Raw genomic sequence first — 23,653 nt, forward strand, 5'->3', positions numbered from 1 at the left:
CGATTCAGTCGGGTGGTGAACCCGGCCATCCTACGGACCGGCCCACACGGCATACGAATCGGTTTGTCCGGGGGTCCCTGGTGGTGGCGGCTCAGCCCACGTCGCCATCGACGTAGACCCAGCGTCCTGCTCGCTTCACGAACCGGCTCCGCTCGTGCAGCACGCCGTCGGCGTGCGCCGCCTCGAACTCCACCTCACCGACCGAGTCGCTGTCTCGTCCGTCCGCGGTCTCCAGCACGGTCAGTCCCTGCCAGGCCGGGCCGCTCGACGCGTCGAGGTCGCTCGGCCGGGTGCGCGGGTGCCACGTGCGCAGCAGGTATGCCGTGTCGTGGACGACGTAGGCGCTGTAGCGGCTGCGCATGAGCCGCACCGCGGACTCGGCGTGCGTGACACCGTCGTGCAGTGGTCGGCAGCACTGTGCGTAGGTCAGGCCGGTGCCGCACGGGCAGGCGTCGGCAGCGGCCGCGTCGTGGGCGACGGCCCCGAAGGCGCTCACTGCGACCTCGACGGGAGGAAGCAGAACTCGTTGCCCGAGGGGTCCTGGAGCGAGGTCCAGGGCAGGTCGCCCCAGTCGTGGTCGAGGCGCACGGCCCCCAGGCCCTCGACGTGGTCGATCAGCGCGGCCAAGTCGTCCCGGGCCTCGAGCCGCAGGTCGAGGTGCAGCTGGTTCTTGCCCATCTTGGGCCTCTCCCGCTCCGCCCGGAGGAACTCCAGGACCGGTCCGCGGCCGGAGGGGTGCCGCAGCGACTGGGGGGCGCTCCCGGCGTAGTCGCGCCAGCCGGTGAGCTCGGCCCAGAACGCCGCATCGCGCGCCGGGTCGTCGCCGAGGATGGGGACCGCCGCGATCGGGCCGGTGTCGCGGTAGGCCTCGCGCTCCTCCATCACGCAGAAGGGGTGACCCTCCGGGTCGGCCAGCACCACCCAGGGCACGTCACCCTGACCGATGTCGAGGTGGGTGGCGCCGAGGCCGATCAGCCGCTCCACGGTGCCGGCCTGGTCGGGACCGGCGTGCAGGTCGAGGTGGAGCCGCGGCGCGGGCAGCAACGGGTCGGTGACCTGCTGGAAGCAGAGGTCGAGGGTCGGCCCACCGTCCACCGACAGCCGGGTCTCGACGATGTCGGACTCATCGGTCAGGGTCTGGGTGCCCAGCGCCTGCTCCCAGAAGTGCCCGAGCACCTGCGACTGGGCAGCATCGAAGACGAGGTTCTCCAGGTACATGGGAGGGACCCTACGCGCGGTGGCCGGGCCAGGGTGCGTCCACCGGTCGCACGGTGGCCCAGTCCTGGTCGCGCGCCGCGAGGGCCGCGAGCACGGCGATGCCGAGGGTGGCGTTGTGGAGGCGACCGGCGAGGAACGCGTCGCGGGCCTCCTCGAGCGCGACCCAGCGCACCGGCATACCCAGCTCCTCGCTGTCGCGCTCGTGGCGCTCCCCCGCCGGCACCGTGGCGAGGTCACGCGCGAGGTAGATGCGCAGCACCTCGTCGAGCCCACCGGGCGAGCTGACGTAGTCGGCGAGCACGTGCCACGTGCCGGCGACCAGGTCCGCCTCCTCGTGCAGCTCACGGGCGGCACCGACGTGCGGCGGCTCCCCGTCGACGTCGAGCAGCCCCGCGGGGATCTCCCACTCGTAGGCCCGCACGGGGTGGCGGTACTGCTGGATGAGGCAGATCCGGCCCCGGGCGTCGAGCGCTGCCACGGCCACCGCGCCGGTGTGGCGGACGTACTCACGGGTCACCTCGCCGGCCTGACCGAGGTCGACGCGGTCACGCACGACGTCCCAGACGATGCCGTGCAGCGCCACCTCGGAGTGCAGGACGGGCAGGTCGGCGTAGCGGTCGGCCAGCTCCCCCTCAGGGCCGCCTGAGCCGTCGAAGCCCTCGAAGCCCTCGGCTCCTTCGGTCACGCCGTGGCGTCCGCCGTGCTGCGCGGGCGCTCCACCTCGACCAGCCGAGCGGCGCGCTGGGCGTTGATCGCGGCCTCGACGAGACCGGCGAAGAGCGGGTGGGCCCGGTGCGGGCGCGACTTGAACTCCGGGTGCGCCTGCGTCGAGACGTAGTAGGGGTGCACCTCGCGGGGCAGCTCGACGAACTCGACGAGGTTCTTGTCCGGGGACAGCCCGGAGAAGACCAGGCCGGCGGCCTCGAGCTCTTCGCGATAGCTGTTGTTGACCTCGTAGCGGTGCCGGTGGCGCTCGTCGACGGCGACCGCGCCGTAGGCCTCGGCGATGACCGAGCCCTCGGTCAGCTTGGCCGGGTAGGAACCGAGCCGCATCGTGCCACCGAGGTCACCGGCACCCTCGACGAACGCCTTCTGCTCCTCCATGGTCGCGATGACCGGGGCGGGGGTGTTCGGGTCGAACTCGGTCGAGCTCGCGCCGTCGATGCCCGCGACGTTCCGGGCGTACTCGATGACCATGCACTGCAGGCCGAGGCAGATACCGAGCGTGGGCACCTGGCGCTCGCGGGCCCACTTCAGGGCCCCGAGCTTGCCCTCGATGCCACGCACGCCGAAGCCACCGGGCACCAGCACGGCGTCGACGCCGCCGAGCGCCTTCTGCGCACCGGACTCGGTCTGGCACTCGTCGCTGGCGACCCACCGGATCGAGACCTTGGCGTCGTGGTGGAACCCACCAGCGCGCATGGCCTCGGTGACCGAGAGGTAGGCGTCGGGCAGGTCGATGTACTTGCCGACCAGCGCGATCTCGACGGTGTGCTCCGGGCTGTGCACCCGGCGCAGCAGCTCGTCCCAGTCGTGCCAGTTGACGTCGCGGAAGTTGAGCCCGAGCCGGCGGATCACGTAGGCGTCGAGGCCCTCCTTGTGCAGGACCTTCGGGATGTCGTAGATGCTCGGGGCGTCGACCGCTGCGGCGCAGGCCTCGGTGTCGACGTCGCACATCAGCGAGATCTTGCGCTTGATGCTGTCGGGGATCTCGCGGTCGGCCCGCAGCACGAGGCCGTCGGGCTGGATGCCGACCTGGCGCAGGGCGGCCACGGAGTGCTGGGTGGGCTTGGTCTTCAGCTCGCCACTCGGGGCGAGGTAGGGCACCAGCGAGACGTGGAGGAAGAACACGTTGTCGCGGCCGACGTCGTGACGCACCTGCCGGGCCGCTTCGAGGAACGGCAGCGACTCGATGTCGCCGACCGTGCCGCCGATCTCGGTGATGATGATGTCGGGAGCCTCACTCGGCTTGACCCCGGGGCTGCCGGCGGCCTGCGCCCGCATCCGTTCCTTGATCTCGTTGGTGATGTGCGGGATGACCTGGACGGTGTCGCCGAGGTACTCACCCCGCCGCTCCTTGGCGATGACCTGGTTGTAGATCTGCCCGGTCGTGACGTTCGCCTTGCCCACGAGGTTGCTGTCGAGGAACCGCTCGTAGTGACCGATGTCGAGGTCGGTCTCCGCACCGTCGTCGGTCACGAAGACCTCGCCGTGCTGGAAGGGGTTCATCGTGCCCGGATCCACATTGAGATAGGGATCCAGCTTCTGCATCGTGACCCGCAGACCGCGGGCCCGGAGCAGATGTCCGAGGCTTGAGGCCGTGAGGCCCTTGCCGAGTGAGGAGGCAACGCCCCCGGTTACGAAGATGTGTTTCGTCTGCTCCACCACGGGATTCAAGCCTACGTCATTCCGAGCATGCCTGAGTACCACTCGTGCCAGCGACTCGCCGTCGCCGTTCCGTCGTCCCACGATGTGGCCCGCTCACGGCCCGCCACGGAGGCGGTATGCCGCGTGGCCGGCTCGGTGAGGTAGCGCGCCACGGACTCGGCGGCCCGACCCGCGTCACCGACCGGCACCAGCGCCCCGATGCCCTCGACGAGGTCGGGCAGCCCGCCCACGTCGGTTGCCACCACCGGCAGCCCGGCGGCCATCGCCTCCTGGACGACCAGCGCCCGGGCCTCCCAGGTCGAGGTCAGGACGAAGACGTCTGCGGCCCGCAGCCAGCGAGCCGGGTCGGGTTGCGGGCCGACGAGGTGCACGGGCAGCCGGTCCGCCTCGATCCGCTGCACGAGGGCCTCGCGCAGGTCGGCGTCGCCGCCCCCGACGACCACTGCCGTGACGGGCACGGGCAGCCGGGCGATCGTGTCGACGAACGTGCCCAGGTCCTTCTGGGGGGCCACCCGCGCGATCGACAGCACAAGGGGCGCGTCGGCGGTCAGCGGCTCGATCCCGTTCTCCTGCAACAGCTCTGCGGCCAGGGCCCGCCGCTCCGCGTCGGGCAGCGGCGCGGCCGCGAGGAGCTCCGGCACCCGCGGGGAAGGAACCGGGGCGAGGCGAGCGTCACGGGCACCCAGACGCTCCGCCTCGACGACCAGGTCGCTGCTGGCGCCCGTGACGACGGTGGCCCGCCGCACGACCAGTCGCTGGACCAGGTCGAGGACACGGCGTCGCGCGCCGCCTCCCAGCACCGCGTTGTGGTGGCTGACGACCACCGGGGTCCGGGTGCCCGCCGAGGCCACGACCGCGACGAGACCGCCTTGGTGGCCGTGGGCGTGCAGGACGTCAGCGCCCCGCACGAGCCCGCGCAGCCGCCGCAGGTCCCTGAGCGAGCCGAGGACGCCGGCGGCCCTGCTCGGCCACCACAGGCGCGCGCCGGCCAGGTCGAACCGTTCCGCGGTGGACCCGTCGGTCACCACGGTGACGTCGTCGCCGAGGGCGCGCAGGTCCGCCGTGAGATCGGCCACGTGGGTGCCGATGCCGCCGGCGCTGCGGCCCAGGAGCATCACGACCCTCACGCGGAGGTCCCCCTGCGCCGGGCGCGGCCGCGTTCGCGCAGGGCCTTCATGGCCTTGCGGTCCGCAACCATCATCACGCCGAGGTAGGCCAGCAGGGTCATCAGCCCGACCAGGAACCCACTGCCGAGGGCCGACCAGAGTGAGTGCGGAGACATTCCGCGCGCCACGGTGTCACCCACGACCAGCCCCACTGCCACGGAGACGACAGCGGCGCCGAGCGTGCGCCCGGCACCCTGCACGGCTTCCGGTCCCCAGGCGGCGCGCACCAAGAGCGCCAGCACTGCCGCGGAGGCCGTCATCCCGACGGTCGAGCCCACGCCGAGCACGCCCAGGGTGGTGCCAGCTCTCGAGCCCTGCGGGATCACCGCGATGGGGATGAGGGCCGCGAGGGCCCAGCCGGCGGCCACGGCCAGGGCGGCGTGGAGGGGGCGGCCCCGCACGTAGAGCGCCCTGGTCAGCAACGCCGCGACGGAGAACCCCACCAGTCCCGGGGCGTAGGCCGACAGGGCGCCGGGGAGGGCCGCGAGCGCTGCTCCCCCGCCCGAGTCGGCGGCCCGGTCGAACGACTCGAAGAACACCCCGACCGGACGCGAGACCGCCATCAGCACGGTCGCGGCGCCCGCCGTGAGCAGCAGGATCCCCCGCAGCGCTGCGGCCAGTGTGTCGCGCGCGGAGGTCCCGACCTGTTCCTTCAGCTCCTCGGCGGCGCTGGTGTGCGCCAGCGCAGGGAAGGCGGACGTCGCGATCGGCACGGCCAGTACGGCATACGGGAGGAGGTAGACGGCCTGGACGTAGGTGTAGACGTTGACGACACCGGTGTCGACGGTGCGTGGGGCGTGGGTGAGCCACAGGGTGGCCGCGACGGCGGCCTGCTGGGCCACCAGCGCGATGACGCCGGCACCGGCCAGCGACCCGGCGCGGCGGGCCACCCCCTCGGGGAAGCTGAACGTCGGCCTCAGCCGGACCCCGGCCCGCACCGCAGGCACGAGCAGGGGCAGGCTCAGCACCACGACACCGAGGGTCGTGCCGCCGGCGAGCACCCAGGTCGCGTCGGTGGAGATGTCGGCCGGCGTCGTCCCCGGCTCGGCGGCGAGCCGGTAGCCGACGTAGGCGGCGATGACGACGAGGCTCGAGAGCAGGGGGGCCAGCGCCGCAGCGAGGAACCTGCGGTGCGCCTGGAGGACGCCGGCCAGCACGACCCCGACGCCGTAGAGGGCCACCTGGGGCGCGAACACCAGGAGCATGGTGGTGCCGAGCTCGGCGGCTCCGGGCACGGTCGAGTCGCCGAGCAGCGCGTCGCTGAGCCACGGCGCCGACAGCGCCAGCAGCACCGACAGGGGCACCAGGACGGCGACCGCCCAGGTGAGCAGGGCCGAGGCGGTCCGGTCCGCGTCGTCACGACGCCCCGCCCCCAGCTGGCTCGCGATCAGGGGCACGGCCACGGCGGCGAGGGCACCACCGGCGGCGACCTCGTAGACGACGTTGGGGAGCATGTTGACGGACTGGTAGGTGTCACCCACCCCGCCCGCGCCGACGGTGCGCGAGAACACGATGGTGCGCCCGAAGCCGGCGAGCCGGGCCAGCAGCGTCACGACGGCGATGAGGGCCGCGGCCTTGGCGACCGACGTGCCGACCGTCCTCGCGGTCATCGGCGACACCGCGTCATCGACGGCACCGCACCATCGACGGCACCGCACCATCGACGACCCGCATCATCGACGACCCAGGGCGTCGAGCTCGCGCAGCCCCGGGGTGGACTCGATCACCGAGGTGAACGAGACCTTCTCTGACGCGAGGGTCAGCGCGGTCAGGGCGGCCAACGCGACCCAGCGACCACGACGGCCGGTGCGCTGCACCAGGGCGGCGCCGAGCAGCGCGCCGGCGCCGTTCGCACCGGTGTCGCCGAGCATGGCCTCCCCCGCCAGGTCGGGTCCGAGCAAGCCTGCGGCGGCACCCACTGCGGCACCGGCAGCCGGTGCGCTGCGTGCCGAGGTCGCCGTGAGGGCACCCAGGACGATGGTCGCCTTGAGCGCGCGACCGGGGCGCAGGTCGAGCAGGTTGAGCAGGTTGGCCGAGCCCGCGATGACCGCACCGCCGACCAGCGTGTCCAGGGCGCCACGGCTGCGGACCCCGCGGTCGATGAGGGCCGCCGAGACGAGGCCGGTCACCCCGAGGCCGAGGACCTTGACCGCGCCGGTCGTGACCTCACCGCGGGCGAGCGCGCCCAGGTGGCCCTTCAGTCCCTTGCTGCTCGAGTCGCCCCTGAGGTCGTCCAGGGCGCCGAAGGCCGCGGACGACCCGGCCGCGAGCACCGGCCCCGGCCCGGCACCCAGCAGCGCTGCGGCACCGGCGGCACCCACGGCATACGCAGGGCCCTCGAGGAGGGTGACCGTGCGGCCGGCATGGTTGGTGCGATCCCAGGTGGACGCCCCGCCGGGCGGGTGGTCGCGAAGGAGGCGGAGCGCAGAGGCGGCGAGCGCCCCGGCAACGGCACCGGACACGAGTGCGCGCACGGCGGCTACTTGGTCGCCAGCTGGGGGAAGGCCGCGGTCGCGTCGGAGGCGAGGCCGTACTGCCCGGACTTGCCCGCCTGCTGCTCGAGCAGCCCGAACACGAGGCTGGCCTGCCCCATCGGGAGCTCGGCGTCGTCCACCGTGGACAGCACCTTGGACTGGTCGCTGTCGTCGCGGGAGGTGGTGACGACGGACGTGGTGTTCGTGGCGCCGGGGCTGAGGCTCGCAGCCACGAGGATCGCTCCCGCGCCAGCCTCGTCGAGCGCTCCGGCGAGGTGGCTCAGGCCGGCCGCCCGGGCCTCGCGCGCGGTCGCATCCGAACCGGTCACGGGACCGGCCACGACCACGGCGATCGAGGCGACCTTGACGTTGTCGGGGGTGTAGCGGATCAGGTCACCGGTGCGCATCGCCTCGAGCGCCGACGCAGCACCTGCGGCGGTGGATCCGGCCTTGGCGAGCACGGACCGCGCGAGGACGGCGTCGACGACGTCGCTCCCGGACTGGTCGATCGGGACCCCCACCTGACTGGCCAGCTGCTGCCCGAGCGTCGCGCGGAAGGCGGCCTTGTCGGGGTCGACCCAGTTGTCCTGCACCGAGATCGTGGACCCGACGACCGCGCCCGCCGAGGCGAGCGTGCCCTGCGTGGACTTGACGAGGTTGGGGTCGGCCCCGGGGAGGACGACGAGGGTGACCGTCGTGTCCTTGAGCCGCTCCGCGAGCAGGCTGCGGTTGCTGGCCGAGGTGAACTCGTCGCGCGCCGAGGTCCCCTTCTCCGCGGCGTCGAGCTCGCTGCGCAGGGAGGCCTTGTCGGCGCGCAGGTTCTTCACCTCGGAGGTGAGCGTGTTGCCGATGTCCTCCTTGAGCGGACCGGCACCGAGCACGATCCCCACGGCGAGGGCCATGAAGATCGAGACGATGGAGACGAGGTGGTAACGAAAGTCGATCACGTGACGATTCCTACGACGAAGGACCAGAGGTCGTCCCACCGGGCACCGAGCACCTGGAGGAACGCGCGCCCACCAGTGGTGGACCAGAGCGCCGCGAACAGCGCGCTGAGGCCCCCCAGCAGCATCAGCGTCAGGGCGAGGTTGGAGATGCGGGAGCGGTAGAGCCGGCTGACGCCCTTGGCGTCGATGAGCTTGCCGCCCACGCGCAGCCGGGTGAGGAAGGTGCTGGCCATGCCGCTGCGACCCTTGTCGAGGAACTCGACGAGCGTCGCGTGGGTGCCGACGGCGACGATCAGCTCGGCGCCCTTGTCGTCGGCCAGCAGCATCGCGACGTCCTCGCTCGTGCCGGTGGCCGGGAAGACGACCGGCTCGACGCCGAGCCGCTGGACGCGCTCGAGACCGGGGGCGTTGCCGTCGCGGTAGGCGTGCACCACGATCTCGGCACCACAGCGCAGGGTCGCATCGGACACGGAGTCCATGTCACCGACGACCAGGTCGGGCTTGAGGCCGACCTCGAGCAGGGCATCGGCACCGCCGTCGACACCGATGAGCACCGGCCGGTACTCCCGGATGTAGCTGCGCAGCATGCGCAGGTCTTCCTTGTAGTGGTAGCCGCGCACCACGATGAGGGCGTGCCGGCCGTCGATCTTGGTGGTGATGTCGGGCACGCCGACCCCGTCGAGCAGCAGCTCGCGCTCGCGCCGGAGGTACTCCATCGTGTTGGCGGCGAAGGCCTCGAGCTGGACCGCCAGCCCTGCCCGCGCCTCGGTCATCGCGGACTGCACCAGCTCGTGGTCGAAGGCCTGTCCCTTGGCCACGACCTCGTCGCCGACCCAGATCTGGTCACCGTCGATCCGCACGAGCTGACCGTCGGCGAGGTCGTGCATGACGTCCTTGCCGACGTTGTCGATCAGCGGGATCCCCGCGTCCACGAGGATCTCGGGGCCGAGGTTGGGGTAGCGACCCGAGATCGAGGGGGCAGCGTTGACGACGGCGGCCGGCCGGCACGCCAGCAAGGCCTCCGCGCTCACCTTGTCGATGTCCTGGTGGTCGATGACGGCGATCTCGCCGGGCTTGAGCCGCTTGGTGAGGTTCTTGGTCCGGGCGTCCACGCGCACCAAACCGCGCACCCCCGGGAACTCGGGGTCGCGGGCACGTTGGCGGGTGAACTTCAAAGGCATCCTGACCATCCTCCCATGGGGCAACGGGTATGCCGCACGGCCCACGCGGGCGCGGACCTCGCGACCTGGGTCACGCCCTGCGACGACGGAGCTCCCTAGCTGCGCACCGCGGTGGCGCGACGAGCGGTGGTCTCCTCGACGAGCTCTCGCGCGTGGTCGAGGGCGGTGCCCGTGTCGACACCGGCCATCATGCGGGCGAGCTCGCGCAGCCGTTCCTCGCCGTCGAGCGCGTGCACCCCGCTGGAGGTGATGTGTCCGTCGCTGGCCTTGCGCACGACGAGGTGGCGGTCGGCGTAGGCCGCGACCTGGGGCAGGTGCGTGACCACGACGACCTGGGCGTGCCGCGCCAGCGCGGCCAGCCGGGCGCCGACGTCCAGGGCAGCGGCTCCCCCGACCCCGGCGTCGACCTCGTCGAAGACGAAGGTGGGGACGTCGCTCCCGCCCGCCGCACCGGTCACGACCTCGAGCGCCAGCATGACCCGGGACAGCTCACCGCCCGAGGCAGCCTTGGCGACGGTGCGGGCCGGGCTGCCGGGGTTGGCCGCAAGCAGGATCTCGACGTCGTCGCCGCCGTGCCGCGCGAGCCCTGACGGGCGTGGGGTGACGGCGACGTCGACGGTCGCCTGGCCCATCGCCAGGTGGGCGAGCTCACCGGTCACTGCAGTGGCGAGCCGTGTCGCCGCGGAGCGCCGGGCCTTGCCGAGGGCCTGGGCCGTGGCGGTGCGCTCGGCGTCGAGCCGGGCCACCTCGGGCTCGAGGGCCTCGATCCGGCTGTCGGAGTTGAGGAGGGCGTCGAGCCGTTGCGCCGAGGCCTTGCCCCAGGCCAGCACGTCGTCGATGGTCTCGCCGTACTTGCGGGTCAGGGCGGTGAGGTCGGCGCGCCGCTGCTGGACCCACGCCATGCGGGCCGGGTCGACCTCGATGTCGGACAGGTAGCTGCTCAGGTCGGCGGCGAGGTCGGCCGCCAGGTAACCGAGGTCGGCCATCCGGCGGTCCAGCTCCCGCAGCGCCGGGTCGTGGTCGACCTCGCCCGCGAGGGCCTGCCGGGCCGAGGCGATCAGCTCCACGACGCTGGGCGCCGGCTCCGCGGCATACTCGCCCGCTCCGGCGAGGTGGTCGTGGGCCAGTGATGCGGCACCGCGCAGTCCCTCGGCGTGGCCGAGCCGCTCGTCCTCGACGCGGAGCTCGGCGTCCTCCCCCGACTGGGGGTCCACCTGCTCGAGCTGCTCGAGGCCGTGCTGGAGGACCTCGATCTCGCGGGCCCGGTCACGGGCCTGTTCGCGCAGGTCGGCGAGCTCGGCGGACGCGGCCTGGTGGGCGTCGAAGACGTCGGTGTAGGCCAGCAGGGCCTTCTCGAGGGGAGCTCCCCCGAACTGGTCGAGCACGGCGCGGTGCTGGTCGCTCTGGCGCAGGCGCCACTGGTCGGCCTGTCCGTGGACCGCCACGAGGTGCTCACCGATCTCGGCGAGCACGCCCACCGGGGCGGAGCGGCCCCCCACGTGGGCGCGCGAACGGCCCTCCGCGCTGACCGACCGCACGAGGACCAACCCGTCGGTCACGTCGGCGCCCGCCTCGGCGGCGCGCAGAGCGGCCGGGTGGTCGCTGGCGACGTCGATGAGGCCCTCGACGACTGCGCTCCCCGCACCGGACCGCACCAGGCCGGCGTCGGCCCGGGCACCCAGGAGCAGCCCCAGTCCGGTGACGACCATGGTCTTTCCCGCGCCGGTCTCACCGGTGACGACGTTGAGCCCCGGGTGCAGGTCGAGCACGGCGTCGTCGATGACGCCGAGTCCCTGGATCCTCAGTTCGGACAGCACGGGGCACAGCCTCTCACGCAGGGCCGACCGGGTCGGTCAGGCTGGCGGTCAGGCTGGCGGTCAGGCTGGCGGTCAGGCTGGCGGTCAGGCTGGCGGCTGAACCTCTGCGACGCGGGCGGCATCCTCGCGACGGGCCTCACCGCGCCACCCGTGGATCGACAGGTCGAACTTGGCGACGAGCCGGTCGGTGAACGGCGACGTGCTGAGCCGGGCCAACCGCACCGGCGTCTGCGAGCGCACCACCTCGATCCGCGCGCCCGGGGGCAGGTCCACCGCGCGGCGGCCGTCGCACCACAGGGCGCCGGTGCCCAGCGTGTCGGGCACGACCTCGAGGGCGAGGTGCGAGCTGGGGCCGAGCACGAGCGGCCGCGCGAAGAGCGCGTGCGCACTGATGGGCACGAGCAGGAGGGCCTCGACGTCCGGCCAGACGACCGGGCCACCGGCCGAGAAGGCGTAGGCGGTCGACCCCGTCGGGGTGGCGACGACGACGCCGTCGCAGCCCCAGGTGGTGAGGGGTCGGCCGTCGATCTCGGCCACGACCTCGAGCATGCGTTCGCGGTTGGCCTTCTCGACGGTGACCTCGTTGAGGGCCCAGCTCGTGTAGACCGGGTCGCCGTTGACGTGGGCGGTGACCTCGAGGGTCATCCGCTCCTCGACCGAGTACGTCTTGGCGACGATGTGCTCGACGGTGGCGTCGATGTCCTCGCGCTCGGCCTCCGCGAGGAAGCCCACGTGGCCCAGGTTGACCCCGAGCAGCGGTGCGCCCGTCCCCCGGGACACCTCGGCGCCGCGCAGGATCGTCCCGTCACCCCCGAGCACGCAGACCAGCTCACAGCCCTCCGCCGCGGCGTCCCCGTCGACCAGGGTCACGCCCGGGTGCTGGGCCAGGTTGACGGCGGTGGCCTCGTCGCGCTGGACGACCACCTCGATGCCTGCCGCGTGCAGGCGCTCGACCACGGCGGTGGCCACGTCCTGCGCCTCCTGGCGGCGCGGGTGGGCCACGAGCAGGATCCGGCGACCCGGCGTGCTGCTGCCTGGGTCGGTGCTCCCTGAACTCATGGTGTGCTCCCCACGGTCTGGTGTCCCTTCGAGGTCAGTCATGGCGCGGTCACGTCGTCAGCGGCCTTCACCAGAGCCTCCCATCCCATCGACTGCGCGTCGCGGGGGGTCAGCCACAGGAGGTACTCGACGTTGCCCTCGCCGCCCTCGATCGGGCTGCGGGCCAGGCCCCGGGGGTGCAGGCCCGCGGCCACCGCCGCGCGGGCGACCTCGGTGACCGCCCACGCACGGTCACCCTGCGCCCGGACGATGCCGCCCTTGCCCAGCCGGGTGCGGCCGACCTCGAACTGCGGCTTGACCAGCACCACCACGTCACCCTCGTCGGTGAGCAGCCCCCGGAAGGTGTCGAGCACCAGGGTCAGCGAGATGAAGCTCAGGTCGGCGACGAGCAGGTCGACCGGTCCCCCGATGGCTGCGGCCGTGAGGTCCCGCACCGTGGTCCGCGACCGGTCGGTGACCCGCGGGTCATCGGCGAGGGCTGGGACGAGCTGGCCGTGCCCGACGTCGAGGGCGATGACGTGGGCCGCCCCGTGGTGGAGCAGGACCTGGGTGAACCCACCGGTCGAGGCGCCCACGTCGAGACAGCGTTTTCCAGCGGCCTCCAGGCCCGGTGGCCCGAACGTCTCCAGGGCCCCCAACAGCTTGTATGCCGCGCGGCTCACCCAGCGCGGCCCCTCCTCGCGCACCTCGATGCGCTGGCCGGGGGCGACCGGGATCGAGGGCTTCGCGGCGGGCTTGCCGTCGATGCTCACGTCACCGGCGTCGACCAGCGTGCGAGCGTGCCCCCGCGACCGGGCCAGGCCGCGCCGGACGAGCTCGAGATCGAGCCGAGCCGTGTCGCGCGGCACGGGGTCGCGCGGCACGGCGTCGCGCGGTGTGGAGTCGCTCACTCGCCGCCGAGGTCGGACAGCCGGGCCTGGAGGGTCTCCTGCACCCGCTGACCCGCGTCGATCTGGGCGTCCAGGTCGTCGGTTGGTGCATTCTGCAGGTCCTGCAACGCCGAGTCGATCACGATGTCACCGGTGGCCTGGTCACCCAGGCCCGTACCGAGGGACTCGGCCTGGTCGGCGGGGTTCTCGTGCCGCGAGGCGTGGGCCACGGCGGCGCCCGACGAGGGCGTCTCCGGGTCGGCAGCGCCCTGGTCGTCGCTCGGGTGTTCGTCGCTCATTCTGCTGCCTTCGTGGCTGTGGTCTTCTTCGCGGTGGTCTTCTTTGCGGGCGCAGCCTTCTTCGCAGTGGTCTTGCTTGCGGAGGTCTTCTTCGTGGCCGCCCCCTTCTTCGCCGGCGCAGCCTTCGCGGCGGGCGCAGCCTTCTTCGCAGTGGTCTTGCTTGCGGAGGTCTTCTTCGTGGCCGCCGCCTTCTTCGCCGGCGCAGCCTTCGTGGCGGGCGCTGCGTTCTTCGCAGCGGATTTCCTTGCGGTGGTCTTCGCGGCCGCCTTCGTCGCCGGCGCAGCCTTCGCGGCGGGCGCAGCCTTCGCGGCGGGCGCAGCCGGTGCGGCGGGCGCAGCCGGTGCGGCTGCCGGGGCCGCGGGTCGAGCCGCGGTGGAGATGGCTCCGGAGCGGCTGACCGTCCTGCCGAGCGAGCTGCGGGACGCGCCGGCCACGGCGGAGGCGCCGGTCGCCACCAGGAGCGCTCGGAGCTCGACGATCTCCTTGGTCACCGTGGTCAGGGCGGCGCGGGCGGCATCGACATCCGCCACCCGGGCCACATCAGCCTTCTTGAGTGCTGACTCGACCTCGGTCTGGATCAGGGTGAGCAGGTTGGCGCGGTTGGCCCTGGCTGCTTCGAGGAGCTGGTCGGCGAGCGTGGAGGCCTGCACCGCCCGCCTGGTCACCTCGTCCGCGCCGGGAAGGGCCAGCAGGCCCTGCGCTGCGTCCATCGCCTTGGCCTTGGTCATCTCGCCCAGACCGCTGGCGAGCTGGACATAGCTGCGCACGGATTCGAAAGCCACGGTAGGTCCTCCTCGATGAAGCGGCGGGGTCGCTCGCGCCCCTCACGCTACTGCCAAGCGTCGATCTCGGGAACGAGCCGCTGCACCGCGTCCTCGTCCAGGTCGCCGAGGTCCAGGGCCTCGTGGAGGCACGCCACGCCGGCGCGGGCGGCCTCGATGGCGCTCCCCTTCGACGCCACCTCCCAGGCTCCGTCGACGACGCGCCGCCGGTCGTCCCCGCAGACCCACCACGAGTAGTCGGTCTCGGCGGGCACATAGGCGGCGGACAGCGACCGCAGGTCCTCGAGCAGGTAGGTGGGCCGCATGGCTGCCGGGGCAGACACCAGCGTGGTCACCGAGTCGATGCCGGTCAGCACGAGCGCCGAGTCCATGCCGGCGGCAACCGCTCCGGCGATGTCGGTGTCGAGCCGGTCTCCCACGGCCAGCACCCGAGCCGGGGCTGTCTCCAGCCGAGCGGCACAGAGCTCGTACAGCGGGGCATACGGCTTCCCGACGACTCGCGGCTCCTGCCCCGTGGCCCGCTGGACCGCGGCCACCAGGGTGCCGTTGCCGGGAGCGGTGCCCCGGTGGGTGGGCAGGGTCGCGTCGGTGTTGGTGGCGACCCAGACGGCCCCGGCTGCCACGGCATACGCCGCCTCCGACAGATCGGCAGCGGTGACGGCCGCGCCGTACCCCTGGAGCACGGCGGCCACGACGTGGTCCAGCGACTCGCGCGTCTGGTGGGGGGTGGCCACCTCGAATCCTTGGTGTTGCAACGCTTCCCGCACCCCGATCCCACCGATCGCCAGGACCCTCGAGCCCGCCGGCACCAGGGTGCGCAAGACCGCCGCCCCTGCCTGCGAGCTCGTCGCGACATCGCGCGCCCGCACGTGCAGGCCGAGATCGGTCAAGTGTCCCGCGACCTCGTCCGGCGGCCGCGACGCGTTGTTGGTGGCGTAGACGATCGGGACCGTCAGGGCGGACAGCGCCGAGACGGCGTGCTCCACCGCGTCCGGACCCCGGTAGACCACGCCGTCGAGGTCACAGACGACCGCGGCATACCGGTCGACGAGGTGCGGCCCGCTAGCGGGCATCGCCACCGGGCTCGCGGCTCTGGGCAGGGGCGGCGTCGCCCTCGTCGTCGTCCTCCTCACCGTCGAGCAGGTCGGTGAGGATCACCCCGTCGAGCTCGGCCAGCCGCTCCGCGGCGTCGGTCTCCAGCTCGTCGTCGGCATCCGCGGCGCGCGCGAACCAGTCGCGGGCGTCGTCGTCGCGGCCGAGGGCCAGCTGGGCCTCGGCGTAGGCGTAGGACAACCGGGCCGACCACGGCTTGCGAGCAGAACCCTTGAGCTGCGGGATCTGCAGTGCCTGCTGCGAGGCCTCGAGCTGTCCGAGGTCACGCCGGATGCCGGAGATGACGATGGCCAGCTCGACGCGGTCCTCGACGGCGAGCGTCTTGGCCTCGGGCGACATGGCGAGCTCGAGCGCCCGCTCCGGGCGGCCCAGGCCACGCTCACAGTCGACCATCAGCGCCAACAGGTGCGAGGAACCGCTCAGCCGACGCGCGGTGCGGAACTCGCTCAGTGCCCGGGCCCACTCACCCTTGCGATAAGCCACCAGGCCCAGGGCCTCGCGCGCGGCGGGAACGCGACCCGCGCGACGGACGGCCGTCTCGGCGTGGGCCTCGGCGCTCTCGAGGTCGTCGACCTCGAGCAGCGCAGCGACCATGACGAGGTGCTGAGCCACGCCCTCGGCGTTCTCCTTGCTCAGGGTGCGCAGCTGCTGGTGGACGGAGCGGTCGAGCTCCTTGCCGGTCACGCCTTCGGCGATCCGCGGTTCGGGGAGCTTGGGCTTCTTGGGCGCCAGCCGGGGACCCGTCGTCCTCGCGTCTCCGGCGCCGCCGGCGCCACCGTCGCGGCGGTCACCACGGCCGGCACCGCCACGCTCGGGTCGACCGCCCGAGCCACCGCGGCCGCCCCGGGACGGACCGTCACCTCGACTGGTGGAACCACCGTCCCGACGAGGGCCCGAGGAGCGCCCACCGCCTGCGCCGGGGGGACGACCACCACCCGATGAGGGTCGACGGTTCTGGCCACCACGGCCTGGCTGGTTCTCGGGCACGTTTTGCTCCTCGCTGTGCAGTAATCGTGTGCAGTCTACGGACTGTCGCCGTGGCGGGACACCGTGGTCCGCGCCGGCCGGCGACGTCGCGCGGCCCGTGCAGGTCCTTTCCGACCATGCCCGGAAAGGCAGAGCCAGGAAAAGACAATGCAAAAGGGCCATCCCGAGTGGGATGGCCCTTTTGAAAGTATGTCCGGCTGCGTCCTACTCTCCCACACCGTCACCAGTGCAGTACCATCGGCGCTGAAGGGCTTAGCTTCCGGGTTCGGAATGGAGCCGGGCGTTTCCCCTTCGCTATGACAGCCGAAACTCTATGGAGATTTCAATCGATTCCCGACCGTATCTCGGGAACCACACAGTGGACGCGTAACATCTTTGTTAGTCAAGTTATCGGCTTATTAGTACCAGTCAGCTACATGCGTTACCGCACTTCCACGTCTGGCCTATCAACCCAGTAGTCTAGCTGGGAGCCTCTCGGACCGAAGTCCATGGAAACCTCATCTTGAAGCACGCTTCCCGCTTAGATGCTTTCAGCGGTTATCGTTTCCGAACGTAGCTAATCAGCCGTGCTCTTGGCAGAACAACTGACACACCAGAGGTTCGTCCATCCCGGTCCTCTCGTACTAGGGATAGCCCTTCTCAAGTTTCCTACGCGCACAGCGGATAGGGACCGAACTGTCTCACGACGTTCTAAACCCAGCTCGCGTACCGCTTTAATGGGCGAACAGCCCAACCCTTGGGACCTACTCCAGCCCCAGGATGCGACGAGCCGACATCGAGGTGCCAAACCATGCCGTCGATATGGACTCTTGGGCAAGATCAGCCTGTTATCCCCGGGGTACCTTTTATCCGTTGAGCGACGGCGCTTCCACAAGCCACCGCCGGATCACTAGTCCCGACTTTCGTCCCTGCTCGAGATGCCTCTCTCACAGTCAAGCTCCCTTGTGCACTTACACTCGAAACCTGATTGCCAACCAGGCTGAGGGAACCTTTGGGCGCCTCCGTTACCTTTTAGGAGGCAACCGCCCCAGTTAAACTACCCACCAGGCACTGTCCCTGATCCGGATCACGGACCGAGGTTAGATATCCAGAACGACCAGAGTGGTATTTCAACGTTGACTCCACCGACACTGGCGTGCCGGCTTCAAAGTCTCCCACCTATCCTACACAAGCCGTACCGAACACCAATACCAAGCTGTAGTAAAGGTCCCGGGGTCTTTCCGTCCTGCTGCGCGTAACGAGCATCTTTACTCGTAGTGCAATTTCGCCGAGTTCATGGTTGAGACAGTGGAGAAGTCGTTACGCCATTCGTGCAGGTCGGAACTTACCCGACAAGGAATTTCGCTACCTTAGGATGGTTATAGTTACCACCGCCGTTTACTGGGGCTTAAATTCTCAGCTTCGCTCCGAAGAACTAACCGGTCCTCTTAACCTTCCAGCACCGGGCAGGCGTCAGTCCGTATACATCGTCTTGCGACTTCGCACGGACCTGTGTTTTTAGTAAACAGTCGCTTCTCCCTGGTCTCTGCGGCCGATCACGCTCGGGCAGCAAGTGCCGTCACGATCAGGGCCCCCCTTCTCCCGAAGTTACGGGGGTATTTTGCCGAATTCCTTAACCATGATTCACTCGATCGCCTTGGTATTCTCTACCTAACCACCTGAGTCGGTTTGGGGTACGGGCGGCTCGAACCTCGCTAGAAGATTTTCTAGGCAGCATAGGATCACCCTCTTCCCGCATACGCGGTCACTATCAGGTCTCAGGATATGTGTGAGGCGGATTTGCCTACCTCACTCCCTACACCCTTGGACGTGGACTACCATCGCCACGCGGAGGCTACCTTCCTGCGTCTCTCCATTGCTTGACTAGTACTAGATCGGGTCGCGCGCTCCACTCGAATCAGTCCGAAGACGTCATCGAGCTTCAGGCGCTTAGCATCACTAGGTTCGTCATGGGCGGTTCTTCGCCGGTTCCGGAATATCAACCGGATGTCCATCGACTACGCCTGTCGGCCTCGCCTTAGGTCCCGACTTACCCAGGGCAGATTAGCTTGACCCTGGAACCCTTGGTTATTCGGCGGACGGGTTTCTCGCCCGTCATTCGCTACTCATGCCTGCATTCTCACTCGTGTGGCCTCCACGGCTGGATCACTCCGCCGCTTCCCTGGCCACACGACGCTCCCCTACCCATCAACACGCTTGGACCGTGGATCCTCAGATGTCACGGCCGGGCAAAGTGTCAATGCCACAGCTTCGGTGGTGTGCTTGAGCCCCGCTACATTGTCGGCGCGGAATCACTTGACCAGTGAGCTATTACGCACTCTTTAAAGGGTGGCTGCTTCTAAGCCAACCTCCTGGTTGTCAATGCAACTCCACATCCTTTCCCACTTAGCACACGCTTAGGGACCTTAGATGGTGGTCTGGGCTGTTTCCCTCTCGACTACGGAGCTTATCCCCCGCAGTCTCACTGCCACGCTCTCACTTACCGGCATTCGGAGTTTGGCTAACGTCAGTAACCTGGTGAGGCCCATTAGCTATCCAGTAGCTCTACCTCCGGTAAGAAACACGTGACGCTGCACCTAAATGCATTTCGGGGAGAACCAGCTATCACGGAGTTTGATTGGCCTTTCACCCCTACCCACAGCTCATCCCCTCAGTTTTCAACCTAAGTGGGTTCGGTCCTCCACGACGTCTTACCGTCGCTTCAACCTGGCCATGGGTAGATCACTCCGCTTCGGGTCTAGACCCAGCGACTAAATCGCCCTATTCGGACTCGCTTTCGCTACGGCTTCCCCACACGGGTTAACCTCGCCACTGAGCACTAACTCGCAGGCTCATTCTTCAAAAGGCACGCTGTCACCCCACAAGGAGGCTCCAACGGATTGTAGGCAAACGGTTTCAGGATCTATTTCACTCCCCTCCCGGGGTACTTTTCACCTTTCCCTCACGGTACTTGTCCGCTATCGGTCACCAGGGAATATTTAGGCTTAGCGGGTGGTCCCGCCAGATTCACACGGGATTTCTCGGGCCCCGTGCTACTTGGGATACTTCTCTGGAGTTCGCGTCATTTCGTCTACGGGGGTCGCACCCTCTGTGCCGGGCCTTTCAATGCCCTTCGACTATAACGCGAATTTTTGACTCCATGTCAGGATGTCAGTCCTGACCGAAAAGTCCCACGACCCCGACCATGCAACGCCTGACAGCTATCACACATGATCGGTTTAGCCTCTTCCGCTTTCGCTCGCCACTACTCACGGAATCGCGGTTGCTTTCTCTTCCTGTGGGTACTGAGATGTTTCACTTCCCCACGTTCCCTCTACCCGCCCTATGTGTTCAGGCGGGAGTGACTGGACTTGCCTCCAGCCGGGTTTCCCCATTCGGAAATCCTCGGATCACAGTCTGGTTATCGACTCCCCGAGGCTTATCGCAGATTCCTACGTCCTTCTTCGGTTCCTGGTGCCAAGGCATCCACCGTTTGCCCTTATAAACTTGAGTTTACAAAGATGCTCGCGTCCACTGTGTAGTTCTCAAGGTACGGGCGGCCCCTCCCCTGTTTCGGTGCCTACCGCTGGTCGCTGTACAACAGCACCGTGCGGCGGTTCATCCGTGGGGAGGGTCCTGGCCGATCTACCGGCCTGAGGTTCAAGCTTTCGCCCGAAGCCCTCAGGACCCAACAACGTGTCAGGCGCCGGCACCCTCTCGATTGCGTTCCACTGTCAGGTCCGAGGACCTGACTTGTACTTGCGACACGAGTCGGTGTCAGCGCCAAATAATCGATGTTCCACCCTTGAGCTCCTGGTGTAGGACATACGCCTACAGACCAGGCTCTGGATCGCTTTCGCGACCAGTGCTCCTTAGAAAGGAGGTGATCCAGCCGCACCTTCCGGTACGGCTACCTTGTTACGACTTAGTCCCAATCGCCAGTCCCACCTTCGACGGCTCCCCCTCAAAGAGTTGGGCCACCGGCTTCGGGTGTTACCGACTTTCGTGACTTGACGGGCGGTGTGTACAAGGCCCGGGAACGTATTCACCGCAGCGTTGCTGATCTGCGATTACTAGCGACTCCGACTTCATGGGGTCGAGTTGCAGACCCCAATCCGAACTGAGACCGGTTTTTTGGGATTCGCTCCACCTCGCGGTTTCGCAGCCCTTTGTACCGGCCATTGTAGCATGCGTGAAGCCCAAGACATAAGGGGCATGATGATTTGACGTCATCCCCACCTTCCTCCGAGTTGACCCCGGCAGTCTCCTATGAGTCCCCACCATTACGTGCTGGCAACATAGAACGAGGGTTGCGCTCGTTGCGGGACTTAACCCAACATCTCACGACACGAGCTGACGACAACCATGCACCACCTGTATGCGAGTGTCCAAAGAGTTCTGCATCTCTGCAGCGTTCTCGCATATGTCAAGCCTTGGTAAGGTTCTTCGCGTTGCATCGAATTAATCCGCATGCTCCGCCGCTTGTGCGGGCCCCCGTCAATTCCTTTGAGTTTTAGCCTTGCGGCCGTACTCCCCAGGCGGGGAACTTAATGCGTTAGCTGCGGCACGGATCTCGTGGAATGAGACCCACACCTAGTTCCCAACGTTTACGGCATGGACTACCAGGGTATCTAATCCTGTTCGCTCCCCATGCTTTCGCTTCTCAGCGTCAGTAGTGGCCCAGAGACCTGCCTTCGCCATCGGTGTTCCTCCTGATATCTGCGCATTTCACCGCTACACCAGGAATTCCAGTCTCCCCTACCACACTCTAGTCTGCCCGTACCCACCGCAAGTCCGAGGTTGAGCCTCGGATTTTCACGGCAGACGCGACAAACCGCCTACAAGCTCTTTACGCCCAATAATTCCGGACAACGCTCGCACCCTACGTATTACCGCGGCTGCTGGCACGTAGTTAGCCGGTGCTTCTTCTGCAGGTACCGTCACTTTCGCTTCTTCCCTGCTGAAAGAGGTTTACAACCCGAAGGCCGTCATCCCTCACGCGGCGTCGCTGCATCAGGCTTTCGCCCATTGTGCAATATTCCCCACTGCTGCCTCCCGTAGGAGTCTGGGCCGTGTCTCAGTCCCAGTGTGGCCGGTCGCCCTCTCAGGCCGGCTACCCGTCGTCGCCTTGGTGAGCCATTACCTCACCAACAAGCTGATAGGCCGCGAGTCCATCCCAGACCGAAAAACTTTCCAGACGATAGCCATGCAGCTTCGTCTCGTATCCGGTATTAGCTCCGGTTTCCCGGGGTTATTCCAGAGTCTGGGGCAGGTTACTCACGTGTTACTCACCCGTTCGCCACTGATCCGGTAGGAGCAAGCTCCCACCATCACCGTTCGACTTGCATGTGTTAAGCACGCCGCCAGCGTTCGTCCTGAGCCAGGATCAAACTCTCCATTGATGTTTAGCTCGTGATCCGAGGACCACGAAACTGTTACCCAAGAAGGGTTGTTTCGCTGACTGAGCAAGAACAACTAGCTATTGCTAGAAATTCATTGTCAACCAAAGGATTTTCGTTCGACGTGACTGCATCCCCAGACCTTTGGCCTGGTTCGCTGCCACCTCGAGACGAGGTAATTGGCATCGATTTTTGACACGCTGTTGAGTTCTCAAGGTTCGGACGCGCACCATCCGCTGACCTTCCGGTCGGCGTTCGGGGCAACCCTTCAAAGTTACTCGCTTCGCTCTTGGGCGTCAAATCCTTGCGCTTCCTGCTGGAAGCGGTGGATTGAGCGCGCTTGGCTCTCCGCGAGGTGTTCCACTGTAGCAGGCTGGCGATGTTCCAAAAACTCAGCGTTTCCAGAAACTCACTAGCCGGCGTCCAGCAGCCCTTCCGGGCCGCCCAGATGCCCTCCGGCGAACCGGATGCTTTTCTGTGGAGCGCCCACTGTAGCAGCCTCTCGGCCCGCCTCTGACCACCCTTGCGGGCGCTCCGGAGCGTCTGGTTTCCCAGGTGCTTTTCGGTGGGATCTGCCCCGGGACCGGCCTACTTCGCGCGAACTTTCGTTCACCGCGGTGGTGTCCGTTCCTCCCTGTCGGGCTGACGTCGAGAACATTAGACGGGGCTTCCCGCAAAACACAAATCCGCAGGTCAGCGACCTGTTGGGGTCACGTGGCGCGGCGGCCGGCGGCCAGGGACTTGCGTCCTCGACGCAGGAGGGCGACGCGTCCGTGCAGGAAGTCGGACTCCTCAAGCACCTGCTCGGGGTCGGCCAGCTTCACGTTGTTGAGCGAGGCGCCGCCGTCACCGATCGCCCGGCGCGCGGCGTTGCGGGAGTCGACCAGACCCACGGCCACGAGGGCATCGGTCACCGACATCCCCACCGAGACCTCTCCCCCGGGCAGCTCCCCCGTGGCGTCACCCAGGGTGCCGGCGTCGAGGGCGGTGACGTCGCCCCTCCCGAAGAGCGCTTCGGAGGCGGCCTGCACCGCTGCGGTGGCCTCCGCGCCGTGCACGAGCGTCGTGACATCGGCCGCCAGGGTCTTCTGGCACTCACGGAGGAACGGCTTCTCGGCCAGCGACTGCTCGAGTCGCGCGATCTCGTCGGCGGTGCGGTCGGTGAACACCTTGAGTAGCTTGACCACCGAGGCGTCCTCGGTGTTGATCCAGTACTGGTAGAACGCGTAGGGGCTGGTCATTTCAGGGTCCAGCCAGATGGCGTTGCCCTCGCTCTTGCCGAACTTGTTGCCGGCCGCATCGGTGAGCAGGGGTGTGGTGAGGAGGTGGACCGACTTCCCCTCCACCCGGTGGATGAGGTCGGAACCGGCGGTGAGGTTGCCCCACTGGTCCTGCCCACCCGTCTGCAGGGTGCAGCCGTAGTCGCGGAAGAGCTGGAGGTAGTCGAGTCCCTGCAGCAGCTGGTAGCTGAACTCCGTGTACGAGATCCCTTCCTCCGAGTTCAGCCGTGCGGCCACCGCGTCCTTCTTGACCATCTGGTTGACGCGGAAGTGCTTGCCGATGTCGCGCAGGAAGTCCAGGGCCGACAGCGGCTCCGTCCAGTCGAGGTTGTTGACGAAGACCGCCGGGTTGTCACCCTCCACCGACAGGAACGGGCGCACCTGCCGCTCGATGTTCGCGACCCACTCGGCCGTCTGTTCCTTGGTCTTGAGGATGCGTTCCGACGACGGACGAGGGTCGCCGATGAGACCCGTCGAACCACCGACCAGGCAGATCACCCGGTGGCCGGCCCGTTGCAGGTGGCGCAGCACGACCAGCTGCACGAGGTTGCCGAAGTGCAGGGACGGAGCGGTGGGGTCGAAGCCGCAGTACGCCGTGATCGGCCCGTCGGCGAGGGCGTCGCGCAGCGCGGACTCGTCGGTGGTCTGGGCCACCAGTCCTCGCCACTGCAGCTCGTCGAGGATGTTGCTCACGG

General features: G+C 68.5%; 17 protein-coding genes and 3 rRNA genes. All 20 read right to left on the reverse strand.

The genetic code is table 11. From position 1 onward, the window contains the following. Positions 1 to 91: 91 nt before the first annotated feature. On the reverse strand, positions 92 to 496 hold the full coding sequence (locus tag AC1DWJ_RS03160) for a YchJ family protein (RefSeq protein ID WP_457255541.1): 405 nt from the start codon (positions 494 to 496) through the stop codon (positions 92 to 94). Then, positions 493 to 1,218 (reverse strand): VOC family protein, encoded by a 726-nt coding sequence (locus AC1DWJ_RS03165; protein ID WP_457255542.1) that lies wholly within the window; start codon positions 1,216 to 1,218, stop codon positions 493 to 495. Before AC1DWJ_RS03165 ends, AC1DWJ_RS03160 begins: the two co-directional genes overlap by 4 nt. A 10-nt stretch (positions 1,219 to 1,228) precedes the next feature. Beyond that, positions 1,229 to 1,903 (reverse strand): NUDIX domain-containing protein, encoded by a 675-nt coding sequence (locus AC1DWJ_RS03170; RefSeq protein ID WP_457255543.1) that lies wholly within the window; start codon positions 1,901 to 1,903, stop codon positions 1,229 to 1,231. Beyond that, positions 1,900 to 3,606: a CTP synthase gene (locus tag AC1DWJ_RS03175; RefSeq protein WP_457255544.1), complete on the reverse strand. Its 1,707-nt coding sequence runs from the start codon at positions 3,604 to 3,606 to the stop codon at positions 1,900 to 1,902. Before AC1DWJ_RS03175 ends, AC1DWJ_RS03170 begins: the two co-directional genes overlap by 4 nt. 11 nt (positions 3,607 to 3,617) lie before the next feature. Next, positions 3,618 to 4,733, reverse strand: coding sequence for a glycosyltransferase family 4 protein (locus tag AC1DWJ_RS03180; RefSeq protein WP_457255545.1), 1,116 nt, complete (start codon positions 4,731 to 4,733; stop codon positions 3,618 to 3,620). Continuing rightward, on the reverse strand, positions 4,730 to 6,382 hold the full coding sequence (murJ, locus tag AC1DWJ_RS03185) for a murein biosynthesis integral membrane protein MurJ (protein ID WP_457255546.1): 1,653 nt from the start codon (positions 6,380 to 6,382) through the stop codon (positions 4,730 to 4,732). The genes AC1DWJ_RS03180 and murJ overlap by 4 nt, the downstream gene beginning before the upstream one ends. Before the next feature lie 63 nt (positions 6,383 to 6,445). After that, positions 6,446 to 7,246, reverse strand: a complete 801-nt coding sequence (locus AC1DWJ_RS03190; protein ID WP_457255547.1) for a hypothetical protein — start codon at positions 7,244 to 7,246, stop codon at positions 6,446 to 6,448. A gap of 5 nt (positions 7,247 to 7,251) precedes the next feature. Continuing rightward, entirely contained in the window at positions 7,252 to 8,193 is a 942-nt protein-coding gene (locus AC1DWJ_RS03195; RefSeq protein ID WP_457255548.1) for a copper transporter, read from the reverse strand. Next, a complete protein-coding gene (gene steA / locus AC1DWJ_RS03200) occupies positions 8,190 to 9,374 on the reverse strand; it encodes a putative cytokinetic ring protein SteA (protein WP_457255549.1) in 1,185 nt (394 codons plus the stop codon). Before steA ends, AC1DWJ_RS03195 begins: the two co-directional genes overlap by 4 nt. Positions 9,375 to 9,469: 95 nt before the next feature. After that, entirely contained in the window at positions 9,470 to 11,191 is a 1,722-nt protein-coding gene (recN, locus tag AC1DWJ_RS03205) for a DNA repair protein RecN (RefSeq protein WP_477619957.1), read from the reverse strand. A gap of 84 nt (positions 11,192 to 11,275) precedes the next feature. Beyond that, entirely contained in the window at positions 11,276 to 12,250 is a 975-nt protein-coding gene (locus tag AC1DWJ_RS03210; RefSeq protein WP_457255551.1) for an NAD kinase, read from the reverse strand. 38 nt (positions 12,251 to 12,288) lie between these two features. Continuing rightward, positions 12,289 to 13,140: a TlyA family RNA methyltransferase gene (locus AC1DWJ_RS03215; RefSeq protein WP_457255552.1), complete on the reverse strand. Its 852-nt coding sequence runs from the start codon at positions 13,138 to 13,140 to the stop codon at positions 12,289 to 12,291. Then, positions 13,137 to 13,418 (reverse strand): hypothetical protein, encoded by a 282-nt coding sequence (locus AC1DWJ_RS03220; protein ID WP_457255553.1) that lies wholly within the window; start codon positions 13,416 to 13,418, stop codon positions 13,137 to 13,139. Before AC1DWJ_RS03220 ends, AC1DWJ_RS03215 begins: the two co-directional genes overlap by 4 nt. Beyond that, complete coding sequence (locus tag AC1DWJ_RS03225; protein ID WP_457255554.1) at positions 13,415 to 14,200, reverse strand: hypothetical protein; 786 nt, start codon at positions 14,198 to 14,200, stop codon at positions 13,415 to 13,417. Before AC1DWJ_RS03225 ends, AC1DWJ_RS03220 begins: the two co-directional genes overlap by 4 nt. A gap of 47 nt (positions 14,201 to 14,247) precedes the next feature. Further along, positions 14,248 to 15,273 carry an HAD-IIA family hydrolase gene (locus AC1DWJ_RS03230; protein ID WP_457255555.1) on the reverse strand — a complete coding sequence of 342 codons (1,026 nt, stop codon included), beginning with the start codon at positions 15,271 to 15,273 and terminating at the stop codon, positions 14,248 to 14,250. Next, positions 15,263 to 16,300, reverse strand: coding sequence for a tetratricopeptide repeat protein (locus AC1DWJ_RS03235; RefSeq protein ID WP_457255556.1), 1,038 nt, complete (start codon positions 16,298 to 16,300; stop codon positions 15,263 to 15,265). The genes AC1DWJ_RS03230 and AC1DWJ_RS03235 overlap by 11 nt, the downstream gene beginning before the upstream one ends. Before the next feature lie 191 nt (positions 16,301 to 16,491). Beyond that, a 5S ribosomal RNA gene (gene rrf / locus AC1DWJ_RS03240) occupies positions 16,492 to 16,608 on the reverse strand. A 70-nt stretch (positions 16,609 to 16,678) separates the two neighbouring features. Next, positions 16,679 to 19,792: ribosomal RNA gene (locus AC1DWJ_RS03245) — 23S ribosomal RNA — on the reverse strand. Positions 19,793 to 20,155: 363 nt separating this feature from the next. Continuing rightward, positions 20,156 to 21,681 (reverse strand): 16S ribosomal RNA (locus tag AC1DWJ_RS03250). The 16S, 23S and 5S rRNA genes sit together here, the layout of an rRNA operon. 707 nt (positions 21,682 to 22,388) lie before the next feature. Beyond that, entirely contained in the window at positions 22,389 to 23,651 is a 1,263-nt protein-coding gene (gene tyrS, locus AC1DWJ_RS03255; RefSeq protein WP_457255610.1) for a tyrosine--tRNA ligase, read from the reverse strand. Between the last annotated feature and the right edge of the window lie 2 nt (positions 23,652 to 23,653).

The organism is Pedococcus sp. P2_D7 (genome assembly GCF_056404295.1).